This is a genomic window from Halorubrum ezzemoulense, from assembly GCF_004126515.1.
In the GTDB taxonomy this organism is placed as follows: Archaea; Halobacteriota; Halobacteria; order Halobacteriales; family Haloferacaceae; genus Halorubrum; species Halorubrum ezzemoulense.
Genome location: NZ_CP034940.1, coordinates 2,406,050 through 2,421,851 on the forward strand (window position 1 = coordinate 2,406,050; position 15,802 = coordinate 2,421,851).

Consider the following 15,802-nt stretch of genomic DNA (forward strand, 5'->3'; position numbering starts at 1 on the left):
CGCGCGAACTGTGTCCGTTCATGGTCAGAGCCTCTCTATCCGCTCGGTGCCAAACAGGCCGTACGGCTTCACCAGAATGACGACGAGCAGGAGGATGAGGGGGAGTATCTCCCCGAACCCCGCGCCGAAGTTGGCCTGAACGTCCGTGAACGGGACGTACACCGCCGTGCCGCCCACGAGGTAGTACGAGCCGAGTTCCTGGAGGACGCCCACGACGATCGAGCCGATGAACGCCCCGGGGATGCTGTCGAGGCCGCCCAACACGACGGCGGCGAAGATGATGATCCCCGTGTTCTCGATGGAGACCGCCGCCCCGCCGCTGGAGGTCGCGAGCAGGATGCCGCCGATGGCGGTGATGGCGATCGAGAGCGTCCACGCGAGCGCGATGGTGCGCTCGATCGAGACGCCGAGCACCATCGCCGCCTGCTCGTCGCTGGCCGACGCCCGGAGGATCGACCCGGTGACGGTCTCGCGGAAGAACAGCATCAGCACGGCGACGACGACGAGCGCGATGGCGACGGCGATGGCGTACGCCGCCTGTATCGAGGTGCCCAGCGGGAGGCTGAGCTGGCCGCCGAACGTCAGCGCCGACGGGTACGCCTGCGCGTTCTGGCCGTACAGGAAGAAGACGACGCCCTCGAGGATGCTGCCGAGCGCCAGCGTCACGATGATGACTGACAGCACCGGTTCGCCGATGAACTGGCGGAACACGACGCGTTCGAGCGCCAGCCCGAGCACGAGGCCGAGCAGGACCGTCACGAGCACCGCGGCCCACGCGGGGATCGCCGCCGGGAGCACGGTGGCCGTGCCGAAGACCACGACCCCGTACGCGCCGATCATCGCGATCTGGCCCTGCGCGAAGTTCAGGACGCCGGTCACCTTGTAGATGAGCGAGAAGCCCATGGCCACGAGCGCGTACAGCGCGCCCAGTCCGAGTCCGCTCAGCGAGATGTCGATGAACGTGACCCAGTCGACCATCTAGCTCACCTCCAGTTCGCGGTCGTCGTCGTCGAGGACCGGTTGGTCCACGTCGACGATGCGCATGACACCGCGTTCATCGGACTCTCTGCCGTCTTGGTACGTGATCGTGAGCTCCATTGCTATCTCGGTGCTGCCGTCGTACAGGGCGGTCACGAGGTCGCCGTACCGGTCCACGACGACCTCGCGGCGGAGCTTCCCGGTGCGGGTGAGCTCCCCGTCGTCGGCGTCGAACTCCTTGAACAGGAGCACGAACCGCCGGATCGGGTTGTCGAGGTCCTCGTTGGTCTCGGCGACCACTCCGCGAAGCAGCTCTAAGACCGGTTCCTTCCGCGTTAGGTCGCTGTACCCCGCGTACTGGATGTCTCGCTGGTCGGCCCACTCCGCGACGTTGTCGTACCGAATGTTCAGCACCGCGGTGAGCTCGGCGCGGTCGTCGCCGACGACCATCGCCTCCTTCACGTAGGGGTTGAACTTCAGCTTCGTCTCGACGCTGATCGGCGCGACGGCGGTGCCGTCGCTCATCTCCAACACGTCGTCCATCCGGTCGAAGATCCGCACGTGGTCGTCGTCGGTGAGCGCGCCGAAGTCGTCGGTGTGGAGCCAGCCGTCCTCGAACGCCGACTCCGTCTTCTCCGGCATCCCGTAGTAGCCGGAGGTGACGACCGGGCCGCGGACGAGGAGTTCACCGCCCGGCGTGATGCCCACCTCGACGTTCGGGAACACCTCGCCGACCGTCTCGACCTGGACATCGTCGTCGCGGTGCATCGTCACGAAGCCGCACACCTCGGACTGCCCCCAGATCTGCTTGAGCGGGACGCCCATCGCGTGGTAGTACTCGAAGTGGTCCTCCCCGAGCGGGCCCCCGCCGGTGTAGACGTTCTTCGCGCGCTTCAGCCCGATCTTGTCGAGTATCGGGCGGTACGCCACCCAGTACGACAGCCAGTGGGCACCGCGCAGCCACGCCGGCGGCTCCTCGTCGTTCCTGTCGCCGATGACGTACTCGGCGTACTTCTCGCCGATGCTCGTCGCCTTCTCGTACACCCAGCGCTTGAACCGGGTGGTGTTCTCGACCTTCGCCTTGATATCCGCGACCCACGCCTCGTACCGCTTCGGCGACGAGAAGATGATCTCCGGGCCGATCTCGCGGAGGTCCTCCTCTTCCGTTTCGGGCTGTTCGGGGAAGTTCGCGGTCCAGCCGGCGACGAACGCGGCCGCGAGCAGGATCATCTGCTCGCCCACCCACGCCATCGGGAGGTAGGAGAAGTAGTCCGACTCCTTCGGCAGCGGGTCGATGTCGATGGCGGCGTTGGCGAGGTTCACGAGGTTGAAATGCGAGAGCCGGACGCGTTTCGGCATCCCCGTCGTCCCCGACGTGGGCGCGAGCATCGCGGTCGCCTCCGCGGGCACGGCCTGGATCTCGGACGCGAGGTAGTCGTCGCTCACGGCCCCGGACTCGCGGCGCTCGCGGCCGCGCTCCTCGACGTCCTCGTAGGCGACGATCTCCGGGTCGCCCGGCTCGGTCTTCTCGCCGTTCTCGTACCGGAACATCCCCTTGTCGTCCCGGTAGATGATGGTCGACAGCGACGGCACGTCGCCCGAGACGAGGAGGAGCTTGTCCACCATCTCTTGGTCTTCCGCGTACACCACCTCGGGCTCGAGCAGTCGGAGCTGCTTCTCGATGTCCTCGGGCAGCATGTCCTCGTAGTTCGGGGCCGCCATCCCGCCGAGGGACTGCGCGGCGATCCACGCCCACAGCTGGTGCGGGCGGTTGTAGCCGATGGTGAACAGCACGTCCTCGTCGCCGAACCCGTACTCCTCTAAGCCGAGCGCGAACCGCTCCACCCGGTCGTAGTACTCCTCCCAAGTGAACTCCTGCCAGACTCCGTACCGCTTCCAGCGCAGGGCGATGTCGTCAGGATGCTCGGCGGCGTGGTCGATGAGGATCTCGGGGAGCGCCCGGTCGGAGACGATGGGAACCGACTCGCCCTCCGGCGCGGTCAGGACGCGCTCGACGGAGAGCCCCGAGTCGTCGGAGTCGCCCGACGCGACGCCCTCGCTCTCGGCGTTGTCGGCCGCCATCTACTCGACCCCCGTGTAGACGCGGGCGACCTCGGGGTCGTTCGTCACCTCCTCGGGCGGCCCGCGGGCGATGACGCCGCCCTTCTGCATGACGATCATCCGCTCGGAGACGGCGGTGACGACTTCGAGGTCGTGCTCGATCATCACGAGCGTCAGCCCCTCCTCCTCGTGGAGGTCGGTCAGGAAGCGGATCATGTCGTACTTCTCGTCGAAGGTGAGCCCGCTCATCGCCTCGTCGAGCAGGAGCACGTCCGGTTCGAGCGCGAGCGAGCGGGCGAGGTCCACGCGCCGCTGGACGCCGAGCGGCAGCGTCGACACCGTCGTGTGGCGGTGTTCCCAGAGCTCGAGGTAGTCGAGTATCTCCTCGACGAACCGCATGTTCTCGGCCTCCGTCTTCCGGCCGGTCCCGTAGTACAGCATCGCCGAGAGTACGTTCGGGCGCTCGGCGACGGCCCGGGTTGTCATCACGTTCTCTAAGACGTCCTCGCTCTCGAACAGCTCCAAGCCCTGGAACGTCCGCCCGATGCCGTGGCGCGCGCGGTAGTGTTCCGGCCTGCCGCTGACCTCCTCGCCGTTCAGGAACACCTCGCTCCCGGCGTCGGGCGTGTAGAAACCGTTGAGGATGTTCAACAGCGTGGTCTTCCCGGCCCCGTTCGGACCGACGATGGACACCCACTCGCCGTCGGCGACACCGAGGTCCACGTCGTCGACGGCGGTGATCGAGCCGAACGTCTTGGTCACGTTCCGGCAGCCGATCGCGGCGTCCTCGGGAGAAACGTGAGTCCCGCCTCTGAGCGCCGCCGCCCGCGTCTCAGCCTCCTGATCGGCGCTCATCAGGTCCACCTCTTGCGGATCTTGTAGTGCCTGATGTCGGTGTAGCGGGAGTCCTCGCTGGACGTGCCGAGGTAGAACTCCTTGATCTCCTCGCGCTGGACGAGATCGTCGGCCGGGTCGTGAAGCTCTATCTGCCCGTTCTCCATGACGTAGCCGTAGTCGGCGATCTCCAGGGTGCGCTTGGCGTTCTGGTCGGCGATGAGCATCGTGATGTCCTCCTTCCTGTTGATCTCCACGAGCGTCTCGAAGATGTCCCTGACAAGTTTCGGCGCGAGGCCGAGCGACGGCTCGTCCAACAGGAGCAGGTTCGGCCGGTGGATGAGCGCTCGCGCGATGACGAGCATCTGCTGTTGCCCGCCGCTGGCGTAGCCCGCCTTGAGGTCTAAGATGTCCTCCAACTGCGGGAAGTACTCGAAGGCGATCTGGTAGTCGTCCTCGTCGAACCGGAACCGGCGGCCCTCGCGGTAGAGCCCGCACCGGAGGTTCTCCTCGACGGTGAGGTCCTCGAACACCCGCCTTCCTTCGAGGATGTGCGTGATGCCGCGGCCGACCATCTCGTTGGCGCCGTAGTTGGTCACGTCCTCGCCGCGCAGGAAAACACGACCCCGCGTGACCTCGCCGCGCTCGCTCCGCCCGATGCCGCTGATCATCTTCAGTATCGTCGATTTCCCGGCGCCGTTCGGGCCGAGCAGCGCGACGATGTCGCCCTCGCTGGCCGACATCGAGACACCCTGCACGGCGAGGAAGTGCCGGTCGTAGACGATCTCGACGTTGTCGAGTTCGACGACCGGTGGATCGCCGTCGCCCGCCGCGGCCGTCGCGTCCGCGGTCGTTTGCTCGTCGGTCGCCATCACAGTCCGATCCAGGAGTCGCGACGGGGCAGTTCGACGCTGGTGTCGAAGCTCAGGCTGCCGTCGGTGACCTCGAACAGCCGCCCGTTCATCGTCGGGCGCCGGTCGTCCTCCGCGTAGCTGAACGGCTCAGCGAGGCCGAACATGTCGTCGTCCTCGATGCCGAACATCCCCTGTCTGACGTTCGGCCCGGTCGTGACGTCGTTCCCGGCCTCGGCCGCGTTCTGCAGGCCCTTCAGCGCGAGCAGCGCGTGGATCACGCCGCGCACGTAGTTGAGTTGGGCGACCTCCGGGTCGTCCATGCTGCGCCCCTCGCGCTCGAAGTTCGCCTCGATGATCTCCGCGCCCCGGCCGCCGCTGTCGAGAGCGCCCTGGAACGTTCGGAACGCGTTGACGTATCGCACGCCCTCGAAGATGTCGGGCGACTGCTGGACCACGCGCTCGTCGACGGTGTAGGTCAGGCCGCACACCGTCAGGTCGGGGTAGATGTCCTGTCGGTCCTCCAAGAGCACCCGCATCGGCGCGGACGTGTTCTGGTGGATGAGGTAGTCGATCTCCTGGTCGCGGGCCTGTCTGAGCTGCGTGGTCGCGGAGTTGGCGGTCAGCGGGAGGTTGATGTCCGAGGCCACGTCGAGCCCGAGCTCCTCGGCGTACTGCTTGCCGCCCTCGACGGGCGACCGCCCGAACGCCGTGTTAGAGAAGATGAACCCGACCGTCGCCTCGGGGTCGTTGTCCGCGATCCACCGCAGGTGGGCGCGGGCCTGGCTGGTGTAATCGAGGTTCCCGAAGAAGTTGTACGGGAACTCCTCGGTGACGAGGTTCGCGGAGTAGGACGCGGAGACGTACACCACCTCGTCGTCCGCGACGGTGCCCGCCAGCGCCTCGGTGTCGGCGGTCCCCCAGCCGATGATCAGCGGCGGCGACGACTCCGAGGTGTACTGCTGGTAGTACTGCTGGGCCTGCGGCACCTCGTAGGCGTAGTCGTTGTTCGGATGGTCGATGCTCACGTCGAACAGGTCGTTCTCGTTGATGTACGTGATGGTGTCGCGAGAGCCGATGGCCGTCGGCCGGCCCACGTCGGAAGTCGCGCCGCTCTCGTCGTATATCCCGGGCACCGTAACGGAATCGGGCATCCCCCCGCTCCCTCCGCCGCCGCTGCCGCTTCCGCTGTCTCCGCCGTCCCCGCCGCCGATACATCCGGCGAGCGCCAGCGTCGCCGCTCCGGCGGCACCGCTCTTCAGGACGTTGCGCCGCCGGTACAGCCTCGTCGGATCCCCTGTGTTATCATTTGTCATGAGCATCTACCTACCACCCAGAGCCACGTACTACATAATCATTAGGGATGGATTCACTCGCCTGCGGGCAGTCCTTCGGTCGCCGCGGCGCTCGAGAGCACCGCGCGGAGCGATCCGGTCCGCCGAAACAGTCAAATGCGAGTGCCGCAACGACTGTCGCATGTTCACTTTTGTTGTGGGTATCGACGCGGACGAGGACCGGGCCAGCGCGCAAGCCGAGACGATCGCGTCGATGCCGCTGGAGACGGACGACGTGACGGCGGTCCTCGTTCACTCCTTCAGCGAGAACAGGGAGGGGGGCACCGTCGAACAGGTAAAGTCAGTTCGGGTCGCTCGGTCGCGACTCGAAGACGCCGGGATCGAGGTGACGCCCGAGGGGTACGGCGGTGACGCGGCCCGAGCGATCCTCAACGTCGCCGACGAGTACGACGCCGACCAGATCGTCGTCGCCGGGCGGAAGCGCACCCCCACCGGGAAGGTCCTGTTCGGCAGCGTCACGCAGAGCGTCATCCTCGACACCGAACGACCGGTCCTCGTCTGTAGCGGGGGCGAGTAACCGACCTCACCCTGCTTCGCTCGCGCTGACAGGCTCGCTCGTTGGGGGGGCTCGCTCGTTGAGGGTGGGGCTTCGATGTGGTCCTCGCCGTCATGCGACGCGACGGGGCGTTTTATGCGCCCCGCCTACCGAACGCCCTTCGGAGTCGGTGAACCCACCGTTCGGGGCCGGGCTACTGCGACCCGCACGGCGCGGGACTTGTGCCAGCACAGCACCAGTCGCCAATACAGCGGGATGTAGATTAACAGTTGCTCAGTATCATGTTAGTTTCCGCTCCGCCCTACTCGCTCGCTTCGGTCGCTCTCTCCTCACGGGTCGCAGGCCCGGGCGCCCGGTCGAGCGGTCGCCGCGACCACAGCCGCCGGTCGTCGGGGGCCGTCGCGATCAGTTTATACCCGCGAGCGAGTAGATCGCACCGTGGTGGCGATGACGAGTCGGTTACCCCCACTGAGCCCCTTGTGATGACGGGTTTCGACCGAGCCACCGTTTCCACACCCGCCAGCGGCGCGGCCGAGCCGCCCCGGAGTGAAAGTGGTCCTGAGCGACGGTTTCAAGGCGCTGTCTGGCGGTTTCGAGGCGAAGAGGCCGGGTCGATCGGCGTCGATCGAACGCGGGGTCGCCGCTCAGTACGACGCGGCGCGCTTGTCGAGGCCGGCGGCCTCGATGTCTTCGCCGTCGACGGAGGTGCGGAGGACGTCCATCCCGTCGTCGCGGTCGATGTCGAAGTTGCGGGCGTACAGATCGTCGAGCCGCTCGTACTCGGCGTCGGAGATCGGCAGCACGTCGGCGGCGGCGCTCCACTCGGCGATGTCGGCGCCGTCGCGGAACGTCGGGGTGACGGAGGCGACCTCGTCGTGCGCGAGCAGCCAGCGGATCGCGGCCTGCGCCATCGTGCGCGTCCCCTCAACGCCGTCGGGGTCTTCGAGGAAGCGGATCGCGTCGACCTTCTCCCAGCCGGTCTCGTACCACTCCTTCGGGCGGTGCGAGCGGTGGTCGCCGTCCTCGAGGACGGTGTCGGGCGTCACCTGTTCGTTCAGCAGGCCGGAGGAGTGCGGGACGCGAGCGATGACGGAGGTGTCCGAACCGCTCTCGCGGATCGTGTCCACGAAGTGGCGACCGGGCTCCTGCTCGAACAGGTTGAAGACGGTCTGAACCGCGTCGAACTCCTCGTACTCGACGGCGGCGTCGCCCTCGGCGAGCCAGCCGATCGAGGGGCCGAGCGCCCAGCCGAGCGCGCGGACGCGCCCGTCGGCCTTCCACTCGCGGAGGAGGTCGCGCACCTCGGGGGTCACCTCGTCGACGTTCGCGTTGTGGAGCTGGAGCACGTCGACGTAGTCCGTGTCGAGGCGGTCCAGCGAGGCCTCGAACGCCTCGGTGAGGTACTCACGGTTCAGCTCCTTCGGGAGCTCGCCGTGACCGGCCTGCGGGTTGTCGTAGAAGTCGTAGCCGATCTTCGTCGACAGCGTCACCTCGTCGCGGCGGCCGGCGATCGCCGTCCCGATTATCTCCTCGCTGTCGCCGTGGCCGTACACGTCGCCGGTGTCGACGTAGGTGACGCCCGCGTCGAGCGCCTCCTCGACCATCCCGACCGCCTGTTCGTCCGAGCGGTCGCCCCACCAGTCGGTGCCGACGACCCACGCGCCGAAGCCGACCTCCGAGACCTCGACGCCCGAGTTACCGAGTTCGCGGTGTTGCATGCCAACCGGTTGGTGGTCGGGACACTTATCGGGCGCGGTCGGTCTCGGGGCGGTGGAACGGCCGGCGATCGCTGTCGGTCTCGGGGCGGTGGAGCGGGCGGCGATCACGCTCGCTCGTCTCGGCTCGTCCCGCCGCCTATTACTTGATCCCGGCTCGTCGACCGCCCATGGACGACTCCCTCCGTCGGCGGCTCGACGCCGTGATCGCCCTGCTCGGGATCATCGCCGTCGTCGCGGTCACCGCGCTGTTGCTCTCGTTCGGCAGGGCCGCGATCGCCCCGGCGTTCGTGATCGCCTTCACGGGCGTTCTCGTCGGCATATTTGCCGCCGAGGAACTGTACTGATCGGCTGAGGCGCCGTGGTCGCACAACCGAATCCATTTGAGTGATGGCGACGAAGGAGGGCCGATGACAAAGCGACACGTGTCCCTGCCCGACGGCGCCGAGGCCGGGGTCCGAGGGTTCATCGACGAGGTGGACGAGCGGCTCTCCTCGGACGAGGACACCTGCGAGGTCGTCCGTGACGTGCTGATCGACCTCCACGGCGACCGGGAGGCGTGGGAGGCGTGGCAGAGCGGCGAATCGGTGTCGCGCGCCGAGCGCGTGCGCCTCCAGGGGTACGACCCGTGTAACGCGACGCTGGAGTCGGAGTACTACGCCGAGAAGGACGAGGAGCGCTTCCAGCGCTCGAAGCACCTCCAGTGGCTCTGGCGCCAGTTCGACGCCACACCGATGGCCGACAACGTCGAGTTCGCGCTCCGGTTCCGGCAGATGCTCGGCAACCACCTCTTCGCCGAGTGCGGCGACGACTGTCGCTTCTTCAAGGGGATCTCCGTCACCTACGGCCACAACATCGAGGTGGGCGACAACGTCGTGATCCACGACGACGTCCACCTCGACGACCGCGGGAAGCTGACGATCGGCGACCGCGCCTCCATCTCCGACGGCGTCCACCTCTACAGCCACGACCACGACATCGTCGACCAGACCGAGGTCCGGAACTTCCACACGATCGTCGAGGATGACGCCCGCGTCACCTACGACGCGATGGTCCGGGCCGGCTGCCGCGTCGGCGAGAACAGCGTCGTGGGCGCGCGATCCGTGGTCCAAGGCGACGTGCCCGCCCATCACGTGGTCGTCGGATCGCCCGCCCGCAGTGTCCGCGTGAAGCCGGGGTGGGAGGAGGCCGCCGAGGAGATCGAGGACGGCCGGCTCCCCGACAACCAGGACGACCGCGAGATCGAGTACGACCTCCCGGACGACCTCGAGCAGTTCGACGAGTTTCAGCGGGACCTCCAGCCGCCGAGCCCGCCGCGCTGAGGGCGCCGTGCGGCCGACGCGTCGGTGATCGAAAGCGGCTTGTTCGTGGTATGATATCTCACGCCAGTATCGTTATTGGCCAGCAGCGCGTACGCAGAGGTGGTGTCGCACACATGACAGGACAACGGATACTGATGATCGTCGGCGACTTCGGGGAGGACTACGAGATAATGGTGCCGTACCAGGCGCTCCAGGCGGTCGGCCACGAGGTCCACGCCGTCTGTCCGGACAGGGAGGGCGGCGAGACGGTCAAGACCGCGATCCACGACTTCCGCGGCGACCAGACGTACCTGGAGGAGCGCGGGCACAACTTCGAGCTCACGCACGGCTTCGACGAGGTCGACCCGGCCGACTACGACGCCTTAGTCGTTCCCGGCGGGCGCGCCCCCGAGTACCTCCGCGGCTACGACAAGGTGCTCGACGCGGTGCGGCACTTCTTCGAGGCGGACAAGCCCGTCGCGTCGATCTGTCACGGCCCGCAGATCCTCGCTGCGGCGGGCGTCCTCGACGGCTACGAGATCACGGCGTACCCCGCCGTCAGGCCGGAGGTCGAGGCCGCCGGCTGCTCGTGGGTCGACGGCGTGACGACCGACGGGAACCTCGTCACCGGCCAAGCGTGGCCCGATCACCCCGAGTGGATCGCACAGTTCCTCGACCTGCTCGGGACCGAGATCGACCACGAGCCGACCGCGGCGACGGCGGACTGAGCCCGCGCTTTTTCGATGCCGGGCCCTCGCGCCCTCGCGGTCAACGTCGCCGCCAACACGAACGAACCCGGGTTCCGGGGGCGCGTCTACCCCGACGGCTCCTTCGCGTACGTCCCGATCCCCGAGTCGGCGGCGACGCTGCCGCGCGGGCGCGCCCCGGTCGACGAGCCGGTCCCGACCTACGGCGACCTCGACCTCCCGTTCGCCGTCCCGGAGGCCCTGCGCGAGGTGCCCGTCCACGCCGACCCCGAGTTCCCGGGCGTCCACGGCCGCGAGCGCGCGACGTACGGCGACCCGCACGGGGTGAAGGCCGGGCGGATCGCGACCCTCGAACCCGGCGACCGGCTCCTGTTCTACGCGACGCTGTCGCTGCGGCCGCGCGACTGGGCCGGACCGGGCGACGAGCGCCCCGGCGACGCGGGCGCGGACGACCGCGGCGGCGCGTGGCTCCGAGAGCACGGCGTCGCCGTCGACGACGACCTCGCCCCCGACTGGGGCGCGTACCTCTTCGCGGGGATCCGGATCGAGCGCGTACTCTCGCCGGCCGAGGGCGACGGCGTCGTCGACCGCGCGGCCGCCGCCGCGGCGGCGCCGACCAACGCGCACCTGAAGCGGGACCCGTTCGACGCCCGCGTCGTCGCGGTCGGCGACCCGGACGCGTCCGGCCGCTTCGACCGGGTCGTTCCGCTGAGTGCGCCCGACGCAGGGGTGGAGGCGAACCCGATCGTCACCGACCTGTCGAGCGACTCCGGGAAGGGGCCCTGGTGGCGCCGCCCGATGGGCTTCGACGAGGCGGCGACCGCGGAGCTGCTGGCGCAGATCGACCGGGCGTGAGGGGCGACCGACGCGGCGCGAGGGGGCGGCGCGACGGGACGCCGCGTCCGCCGCCACCGCGATTTATGAGGCGCGGCCGCGTTGTGTGCGGTATGAGCGACGACGAAACACCAGACGCGAGCGACGAGGCGACCGGCCGCGGCGCGCCGTCGCGGCTCGGGCGCGTCCTCCTAGGCGCCGGCCTCGCCGCGCAGGCCTCGGAGGACTTCCGCGACATGGACGACACGATCGAGTACGCCGAGTCGGCGGGCGTTCCGATGCCGGACGTGGCCGCGCCGTTCGCCTCCGGCATGATGATCGTCGCCGGCGTCGGCATCGCGCTCTGGCGGCTCCCGCGGGTCGCGACCGGCGCGGCGGTCGCGTTCCTGACCGTCGTCACCGCGACGATGCACGACTTCTGGAACGCCGACGAGGACGACAAGGGCGGCGAGCGGCTCGCCTTCTTCGGCAACCTCGCGATGCTCGGCGGGGCGCTGGTGTTCCTGCGCGAGGCGTACAAGGACTGACCGGAGTCGTGTCGCGCGCTACAGTTCGCCGGCGTCCAGCGGGTCCTCCAGCTGGCCCATCACCGCCTCCATGGCGTCGGTCGCGGTGAGCAGGCCGACGACCTCGCCGTCAGCGACGACCAGAGCGAGCTCCTGCGACTCCGCCTGGAACCGGTCGTAGGCGTCGCTGACGCTCGCGTCAGGGGAGACCGTCAGCGGGGGGGCCGCGACGTCCGCGAACGTCAGGTCGCCGTCGCGGAGCGCGTCGAAGCGGCTCACGATCGAGGGGGCGTACACGATCCCCTCGAAGTCGCCCCGGTCCTCGCCCACGAGCGGGAAGCGCGTGTGCGGGGTGTCCCGGATCCGGTCGAGGTTCTCGTCGACCGACGCCGTCGTGGTCAGCGAGACGATCTCGTCGGGCCGCGTCATCACGTCCGCGACGGTGACCCGATCCACGTCGAGCGCGTTGAGAATCTCCTCGCGCCGTTCCTTCGGTAGCTCGATGTCTTCCATCATCGAGCCGAGGCGGGTGCGGAGCTGCGCGCGCGTCTCCAGCACCTCCCCTTCGGCCTCGGTCCACGACCCGGTCATCTCGACGCCGAAGAGCCCCAGCGTCGCCTTCGCGACCCAGTCGCCGAACTTGATCAGCGGCGAGATGCTCCAAGCGAACCAGTACAGCGGCCGAGCGCCGTAGTTCGCGACCTGCTTCGAGCGCTCGACGCCGAGATACGTCGGCGTCTGCTCGCCGTGAGTCAGGTGGACCATGTTGATGAGGAAAAAACCCAACAGCGAGCCCGCGCCGTCCGACGCGAGCGCGGTGTTCTCGAATATCGGCGCGAAGATCGCCGCAAGCCCCGGCTCGGCGACAATACCGAGCGCGATGCTCGTGCCGGAGATCCACACCTGACAGGTGGTGAGGTAGAACTCCAGGTCGTCCGTCATCTCCCAGGCGCGCCGCAGTCCGGGGGTGTCCATCTCCGACTCCGGGTACTGCCGGAGGCGCGTCAGGCCGAACTCGACCGCCACGAAGTACGCGTTGATCAGGATGAGGAGGACGCCCGCGGCCACGCGGAGTGCGACCTCGGTCGGGGGCATCGTCGTCGCGAGCGGGATCATCGTCTCCCGTTCCCCGTGCGACCCTGAAAAGGGTTCAGGCCGCGACCGACGCGCCTACTCGTAGTCCTCGTACGTCGGGAGCCCCTCCTCGGGCGGGAACTCCTCGACAGGCACCGTCGTCTCGTCGCCGCTTTCCATGTCCTTCACCGTGTACTCGCCGTTCTCGAGGTCGCGCTCACCGACGACCACGACCGTCTCGGCGTTGATCGAGTCGGCGTAGCCCAACTGCGCGCCGAACGAGCGGTCGGAGACGTCCTGTTCGACCACCACGTCGTCGCCGAGCGCGCGGAGGTCGCTCGCGAGCGCGGCCGCCTCGCCCCGCGTGTCGCCCACGCCGAGCACGTAGTAGTCGGTCGAGAGCTCCTCGTCCGGCCAGACCCCGGCGCGCTGGCAGAGCAGCTTGAGAGTGGCGTGGCCGGGGGCGACCCCGACCGCGGGGGTGGGCTGGCCGCCGAAGCTCTCGATGAGGTCGTCGTAGCGCCCACCGCCGAAGACGGAGCGGGACACCTCGCCGGTGGAGTCGAAGCACTCGAAGACGACCCCGGTGTAGTAGTCGAGCCCGCGGGCGGTCGTCAGGGACACGTCGCAGAACTCGCCCGCACCGAAGTCGGCGGCGGCGGCGAGGACGTTCCGGAGGTTCTCGACCGCGGCCTCGACCGACTCGTCGCCCGCCTCGGCGACCGCGTCGAGGTCGTCGACGGTCTCCACCCCCGCGATGAGGTCGTCGAAGTCGCGCGCGGTGTCGCGGGCGAGGCCCGCGTCGGAGAGCAGTCCGACGTACTCGGCGTCGTCGACCTTCGCGCGCTTGTCGACCGCGCGGATCGCGGCAGCGGTGTCGACCGCGTCGGGGTCGGCGGCGAGCGACCGGACGAGACCGCCGAGGATGTCGCGGTGCGAGACGCGGAACTCGAAGTCGTCGCCGGTGAGTCCGAGGTCGGTCAGGGCGTCGGCGGCGGTCGCGAGCACCTCGGCGTCGGCCTCGGGCGCCGACGAGCCGAACACGTCGATGTTCGTCTGGTAGAACTCGCGGAACCGGCCCTGCTGGACCTGCTCGTAGCGCCAGAACGGGCGGGTGGAGACCCACTTGATCGGCTTCGACAGCTCCTGGCCCTTCTCGACGACCATCCGCGCGACCGTCGGCGTGAGCTCCGGCGTCATCGAGACGCCGCGGCCGCCCTTGTCGTCGAAGGCGTACAGCTCCTCGACGATCTCCTCGCCGGATTTGTCCACGTACATCTCCGTCCGCTCTAGCGCGGGCGTCGCGATCTCGCGGAAGCCGTGGCGGGCCGCCGCGTCCTCGATCGCGTCGGTCACCTCGCGGCGGGCGGACTGCTCGCCGGGGTAGAAGTCGCGGAAGCCTTTGAGGCCGTCGTACATGGACGCCGGTTCGGCGAGCGCCCGCTTGAAAGCATCCCTTCGGGGCGGGACAGCCGGGATCGGCGCGCGGTTGCGGCCGAGAGGCGGCGGCTCCGCGGGCCGTCTACCCGCGCTGGTACTCCTTCTGGAATCCGCGGAACTCGGTCCGGTGGGCCTCCTCGTCCGAGAGCAGCGTCACGGCGAGGTCCTCGGTCACCGGGTCGTCCGCCGCCTCCGCGGCGTCGATCAGGTCGCGGTACGTCGCGATCGCGTCCTCCTCGGCGTCGAGCACGCCGTTGATGACGGCCAACACGTCCGTCGAGTCCTCGGGCGGCTGGAGCGACTCCTGCCCGGCGGTGAACTCGGCGGAGCCGGGCGGCCGCGCGTCGAGCTGTTTGAGCCGCTGCCCGAGCTGTTCGGCGTGGCCGAGCTCCTCTTGGACGTCCTGTTTGAGGCTCTCTTTGATCTCCTCGGCCCGGACGCCGTCAAGGACGATCGCGTTCGTCTGGTAGTTCATCACGGTCTCGATCTCGTCGGCGTACGCCGTCTTGAGCAGGTCGACGACTCGGTCGGATGACATGCCCGACGCTACGACCGCGGGGTCGAAAGGAGTTCCGGCGCTTCCGGGTCTGCGGGAGTCAGTCGGTCCGGCCGTGGACGTACGTCTGGTCGTGGTCCGGGAACACCTCTCCCACCGTGCCCTCGCCGTACTCGTCGGCGATGAGCGTCCGGAGCTCGTCCTCGTAGTCGGCCTTGGGGACCTCCTCGCTGGGTCCCTGCTGGACATCGAAGGTCGCCTCGACGAGCTGGTCAACGGCGTGGCGGCCGAACCCGGAGAGCGGGGAGATGTAGTCGATCCCGTTTCGGTCCTCGAGGCTCTGCGCCTGCGCCCGCGACACCGTGGGGACGCGGTCGTCGCGGCGGGTGCCGTCCGCGATGGCGTCGACGTCGAGCGCGGCGATGGTCTCGAGGGCGTGCTCGTGGACGCGCTGGATCCCGTTCCGGGGGTAGCCGTCCGCGACCATCGTCTCGGCGGCGCGCTCGGCCACTTCGCGGTCGAGGTCGGCCCGCTCGAACGGGAACCCGAGTTCGCCGGCCGCCCGCTCGGCGTGCTCCCAGTCGTCCGTGAGCCCGAAGCTCCCGGTGACACAGCGGACGTCGTAGAACCGGTCGAGCAGGTGGGCGGCCAGCGAGGAGTCTTTCCCCCCGCTGTACAGCAGCGCGAGCTCCATCTACCGGCGGCGGATGTCGAAGCTCTTCTGTTCGGGCTGGAGCTCTTTGAGCAGGTCGCGCATCTGGTCCTCGTCGATCTGTCCCTGAATGCGTCCGCTCTGCGCCAGCGCGGCGACCTGTTTCTTCACCTTCTCGCCGAACTGCGGCTTCGACATCTCGACCGCGTTGAGGCGCTGGCGGGCTCCGTCGGTGAGGTACTGTTTCAGCACCGCCTCCTGCTGGGCCTCGGCGCGCTCTTGGGCCTGCTGTTGGGCCTCCGCGGCGTCGCCCTCGCCGCCCTGTCGCTCGCGAAGCTCCTCCATCTTCTGTTCGCGCAGTTCTTCGAGCCGCTCGTCGTCGGGGTTACCGCTCATACGCACCCGTTCTCGGTCCGTGCGAAAAACCATTTCGGAGGTCGCGACCCGCGCGGAACGGCCGGAGCCGCCCGCAGAACCGTCGACGCCGACGGGGGCGGTCCGC

17 protein-coding genes are annotated in these 15,802 nt (G+C 68.7%); 6 read left to right on the forward strand and 11 right to left on the reverse strand.

What is annotated here, in order from left to right; all coding sequences use genetic code 11:
• Positions 1-24: 24 nt before the first annotated feature.
• Genes EO776_RS12175 through EO776_RS12195 form a run of 5 tightly spaced genes read right to left on the reverse strand, consistent with a single transcriptional unit; the run spans position 25 to position 6,040 of the window.
• Complete coding sequence (locus EO776_RS12175; RefSeq protein WP_049930529.1) at positions 25-978, reverse strand: branched-chain amino acid ABC transporter permease; 954 nt, start codon at positions 976-978, stop codon at positions 25-27.
• Positions 979-3,060 (reverse strand): AMP-binding protein, encoded by a 2,082-nt coding sequence (locus EO776_RS12180; RefSeq protein ID WP_094520995.1) that lies wholly within the window; start codon positions 3,058-3,060, stop codon positions 979-981.
• Positions 3,061-3,894 (reverse strand): ABC transporter ATP-binding protein, encoded by an 834-nt coding sequence (locus tag EO776_RS12185; RefSeq protein ID WP_129452547.1) that lies wholly within the window; start codon positions 3,892-3,894, stop codon positions 3,061-3,063.
• A complete protein-coding gene (locus EO776_RS12190) occupies positions 3,894-4,745 on the reverse strand; it encodes an ABC transporter ATP-binding protein (RefSeq protein ID WP_049930523.1) in 852 nt (283 codons plus the stop codon). The genes EO776_RS12185 and EO776_RS12190 overlap by 1 nt, the downstream gene beginning before the upstream one ends.
• Positions 4,745-6,040, reverse strand: a complete 1,296-nt coding sequence (locus tag EO776_RS12195; RefSeq protein ID WP_080508555.1) for an ABC transporter substrate-binding protein — start codon at positions 6,038-6,040, stop codon at positions 4,745-4,747. The genes EO776_RS12190 and EO776_RS12195 overlap by 1 nt, the downstream gene beginning before the upstream one ends.
• A 160-nt stretch (positions 6,041-6,200) precedes the next feature.
• Here EO776_RS12195 and EO776_RS12200 point away from each other — a divergent pair, with 160 nt between their 5' ends.
• The gene (locus tag EO776_RS12200; RefSeq protein WP_049930521.1) at positions 6,201-6,596 is read left to right on the forward strand and encodes a universal stress protein; all 396 of its coding nucleotides are present in this window, start codon (positions 6,201-6,203) and stop codon (positions 6,594-6,596) included.
• Between the two features lie 623 nt (positions 6,597-7,219).
• Here the strand turns inward: EO776_RS12200 and EO776_RS12205 are convergent.
• On the reverse strand, positions 7,220-8,293 hold the full coding sequence (locus EO776_RS12205; protein ID WP_100050383.1) for an aldo/keto reductase: 1,074 nt from the start codon (positions 8,291-8,293) through the stop codon (positions 7,220-7,222).
• Positions 8,294-8,460: 167 nt separating this feature from the next.
• On the opposite strand from EO776_RS12205, the gene EO776_RS19010 reads away from it, so the two are divergent.
• The 5 genes from EO776_RS19010 to EO776_RS12225 all read left to right on the forward strand — a co-directional run bounded on the left by EO776_RS19010 (position 8,461) and on the right by EO776_RS12225 (position 11,659).
• Positions 8,461-8,637 (forward strand): hypothetical protein, encoded by a 177-nt coding sequence (locus EO776_RS19010; protein WP_155120031.1) that lies wholly within the window; start codon positions 8,461-8,463, stop codon positions 8,635-8,637.
• Between the two features lie 63 nt (positions 8,638-8,700).
• The gene (locus EO776_RS12210; RefSeq protein WP_049930517.1) at positions 8,701-9,612 is read left to right on the forward strand and encodes an acyltransferase; all 912 of its coding nucleotides are present in this window, start codon (positions 8,701-8,703) and stop codon (positions 9,610-9,612) included.
• A 113-nt stretch (positions 9,613-9,725) separates the two neighbouring features.
• On the forward strand, positions 9,726-10,319 hold the full coding sequence (locus EO776_RS12215) for a DJ-1/PfpI family protein (RefSeq protein ID WP_094520997.1): 594 nt from the start codon (positions 9,726-9,728) through the stop codon (positions 10,317-10,319).
• Positions 10,320-10,334: 15 nt separating this feature from the next.
• Entirely contained in the window at positions 10,335-11,153 is an 819-nt protein-coding gene (locus tag EO776_RS12220; RefSeq protein ID WP_094520998.1) for an Nmad3 family putative nucleotide modification protein, read from the forward strand.
• Positions 11,154-11,245: 92 nt separating this feature from the next.
• Positions 11,246-11,659, forward strand: coding sequence for a DoxX family protein (locus EO776_RS12225; protein WP_049930511.1), 414 nt, complete (start codon positions 11,246-11,248; stop codon positions 11,657-11,659).
• A gap of 18 nt (positions 11,660-11,677) precedes the next feature.
• Here the strand turns inward: EO776_RS12225 and EO776_RS12230 are convergent, their stop codons facing one another.
• From EO776_RS12230 to EO776_RS12250, 5 genes are all read right to left on the reverse strand, one after another.
• Positions 11,678-12,754 carry a CNNM domain-containing protein gene (locus EO776_RS12230; protein WP_094520999.1) on the reverse strand — a complete coding sequence of 359 codons (1,077 nt, stop codon included), beginning with the start codon at positions 12,752-12,754 and terminating at the stop codon, positions 11,678-11,680.
• 54 nt (positions 12,755-12,808) lie between these two features.
• Positions 12,809-14,131, reverse strand: a complete 1,323-nt coding sequence (gene hisS / locus EO776_RS12235) for a histidine--tRNA ligase (RefSeq protein ID WP_049930508.1) — start codon at positions 14,129-14,131, stop codon at positions 12,809-12,811.
• A 103-nt stretch (positions 14,132-14,234) separates the two neighbouring features.
• Positions 14,235-14,690 (reverse strand): DUF892 family protein, encoded by a 456-nt coding sequence (locus tag EO776_RS12240; RefSeq protein WP_094521000.1) that lies wholly within the window; start codon positions 14,688-14,690, stop codon positions 14,235-14,237.
• Positions 14,691-14,748: 58 nt separating this feature from the next.
• Positions 14,749-15,342: a DUF7411 family protein gene (locus EO776_RS12245; RefSeq protein ID WP_089308278.1), complete on the reverse strand. Its 594-nt coding sequence runs from the start codon at positions 15,340-15,342 to the stop codon at positions 14,749-14,751.
• Positions 15,343-15,696, reverse strand: a complete 354-nt coding sequence (locus tag EO776_RS12250; RefSeq protein WP_049930504.1) for a DNA-binding protein — start codon at positions 15,694-15,696, stop codon at positions 15,343-15,345. It abuts the gene before it with no gap.
• Positions 15,697-15,802: the final 106 nt, after the last annotated feature.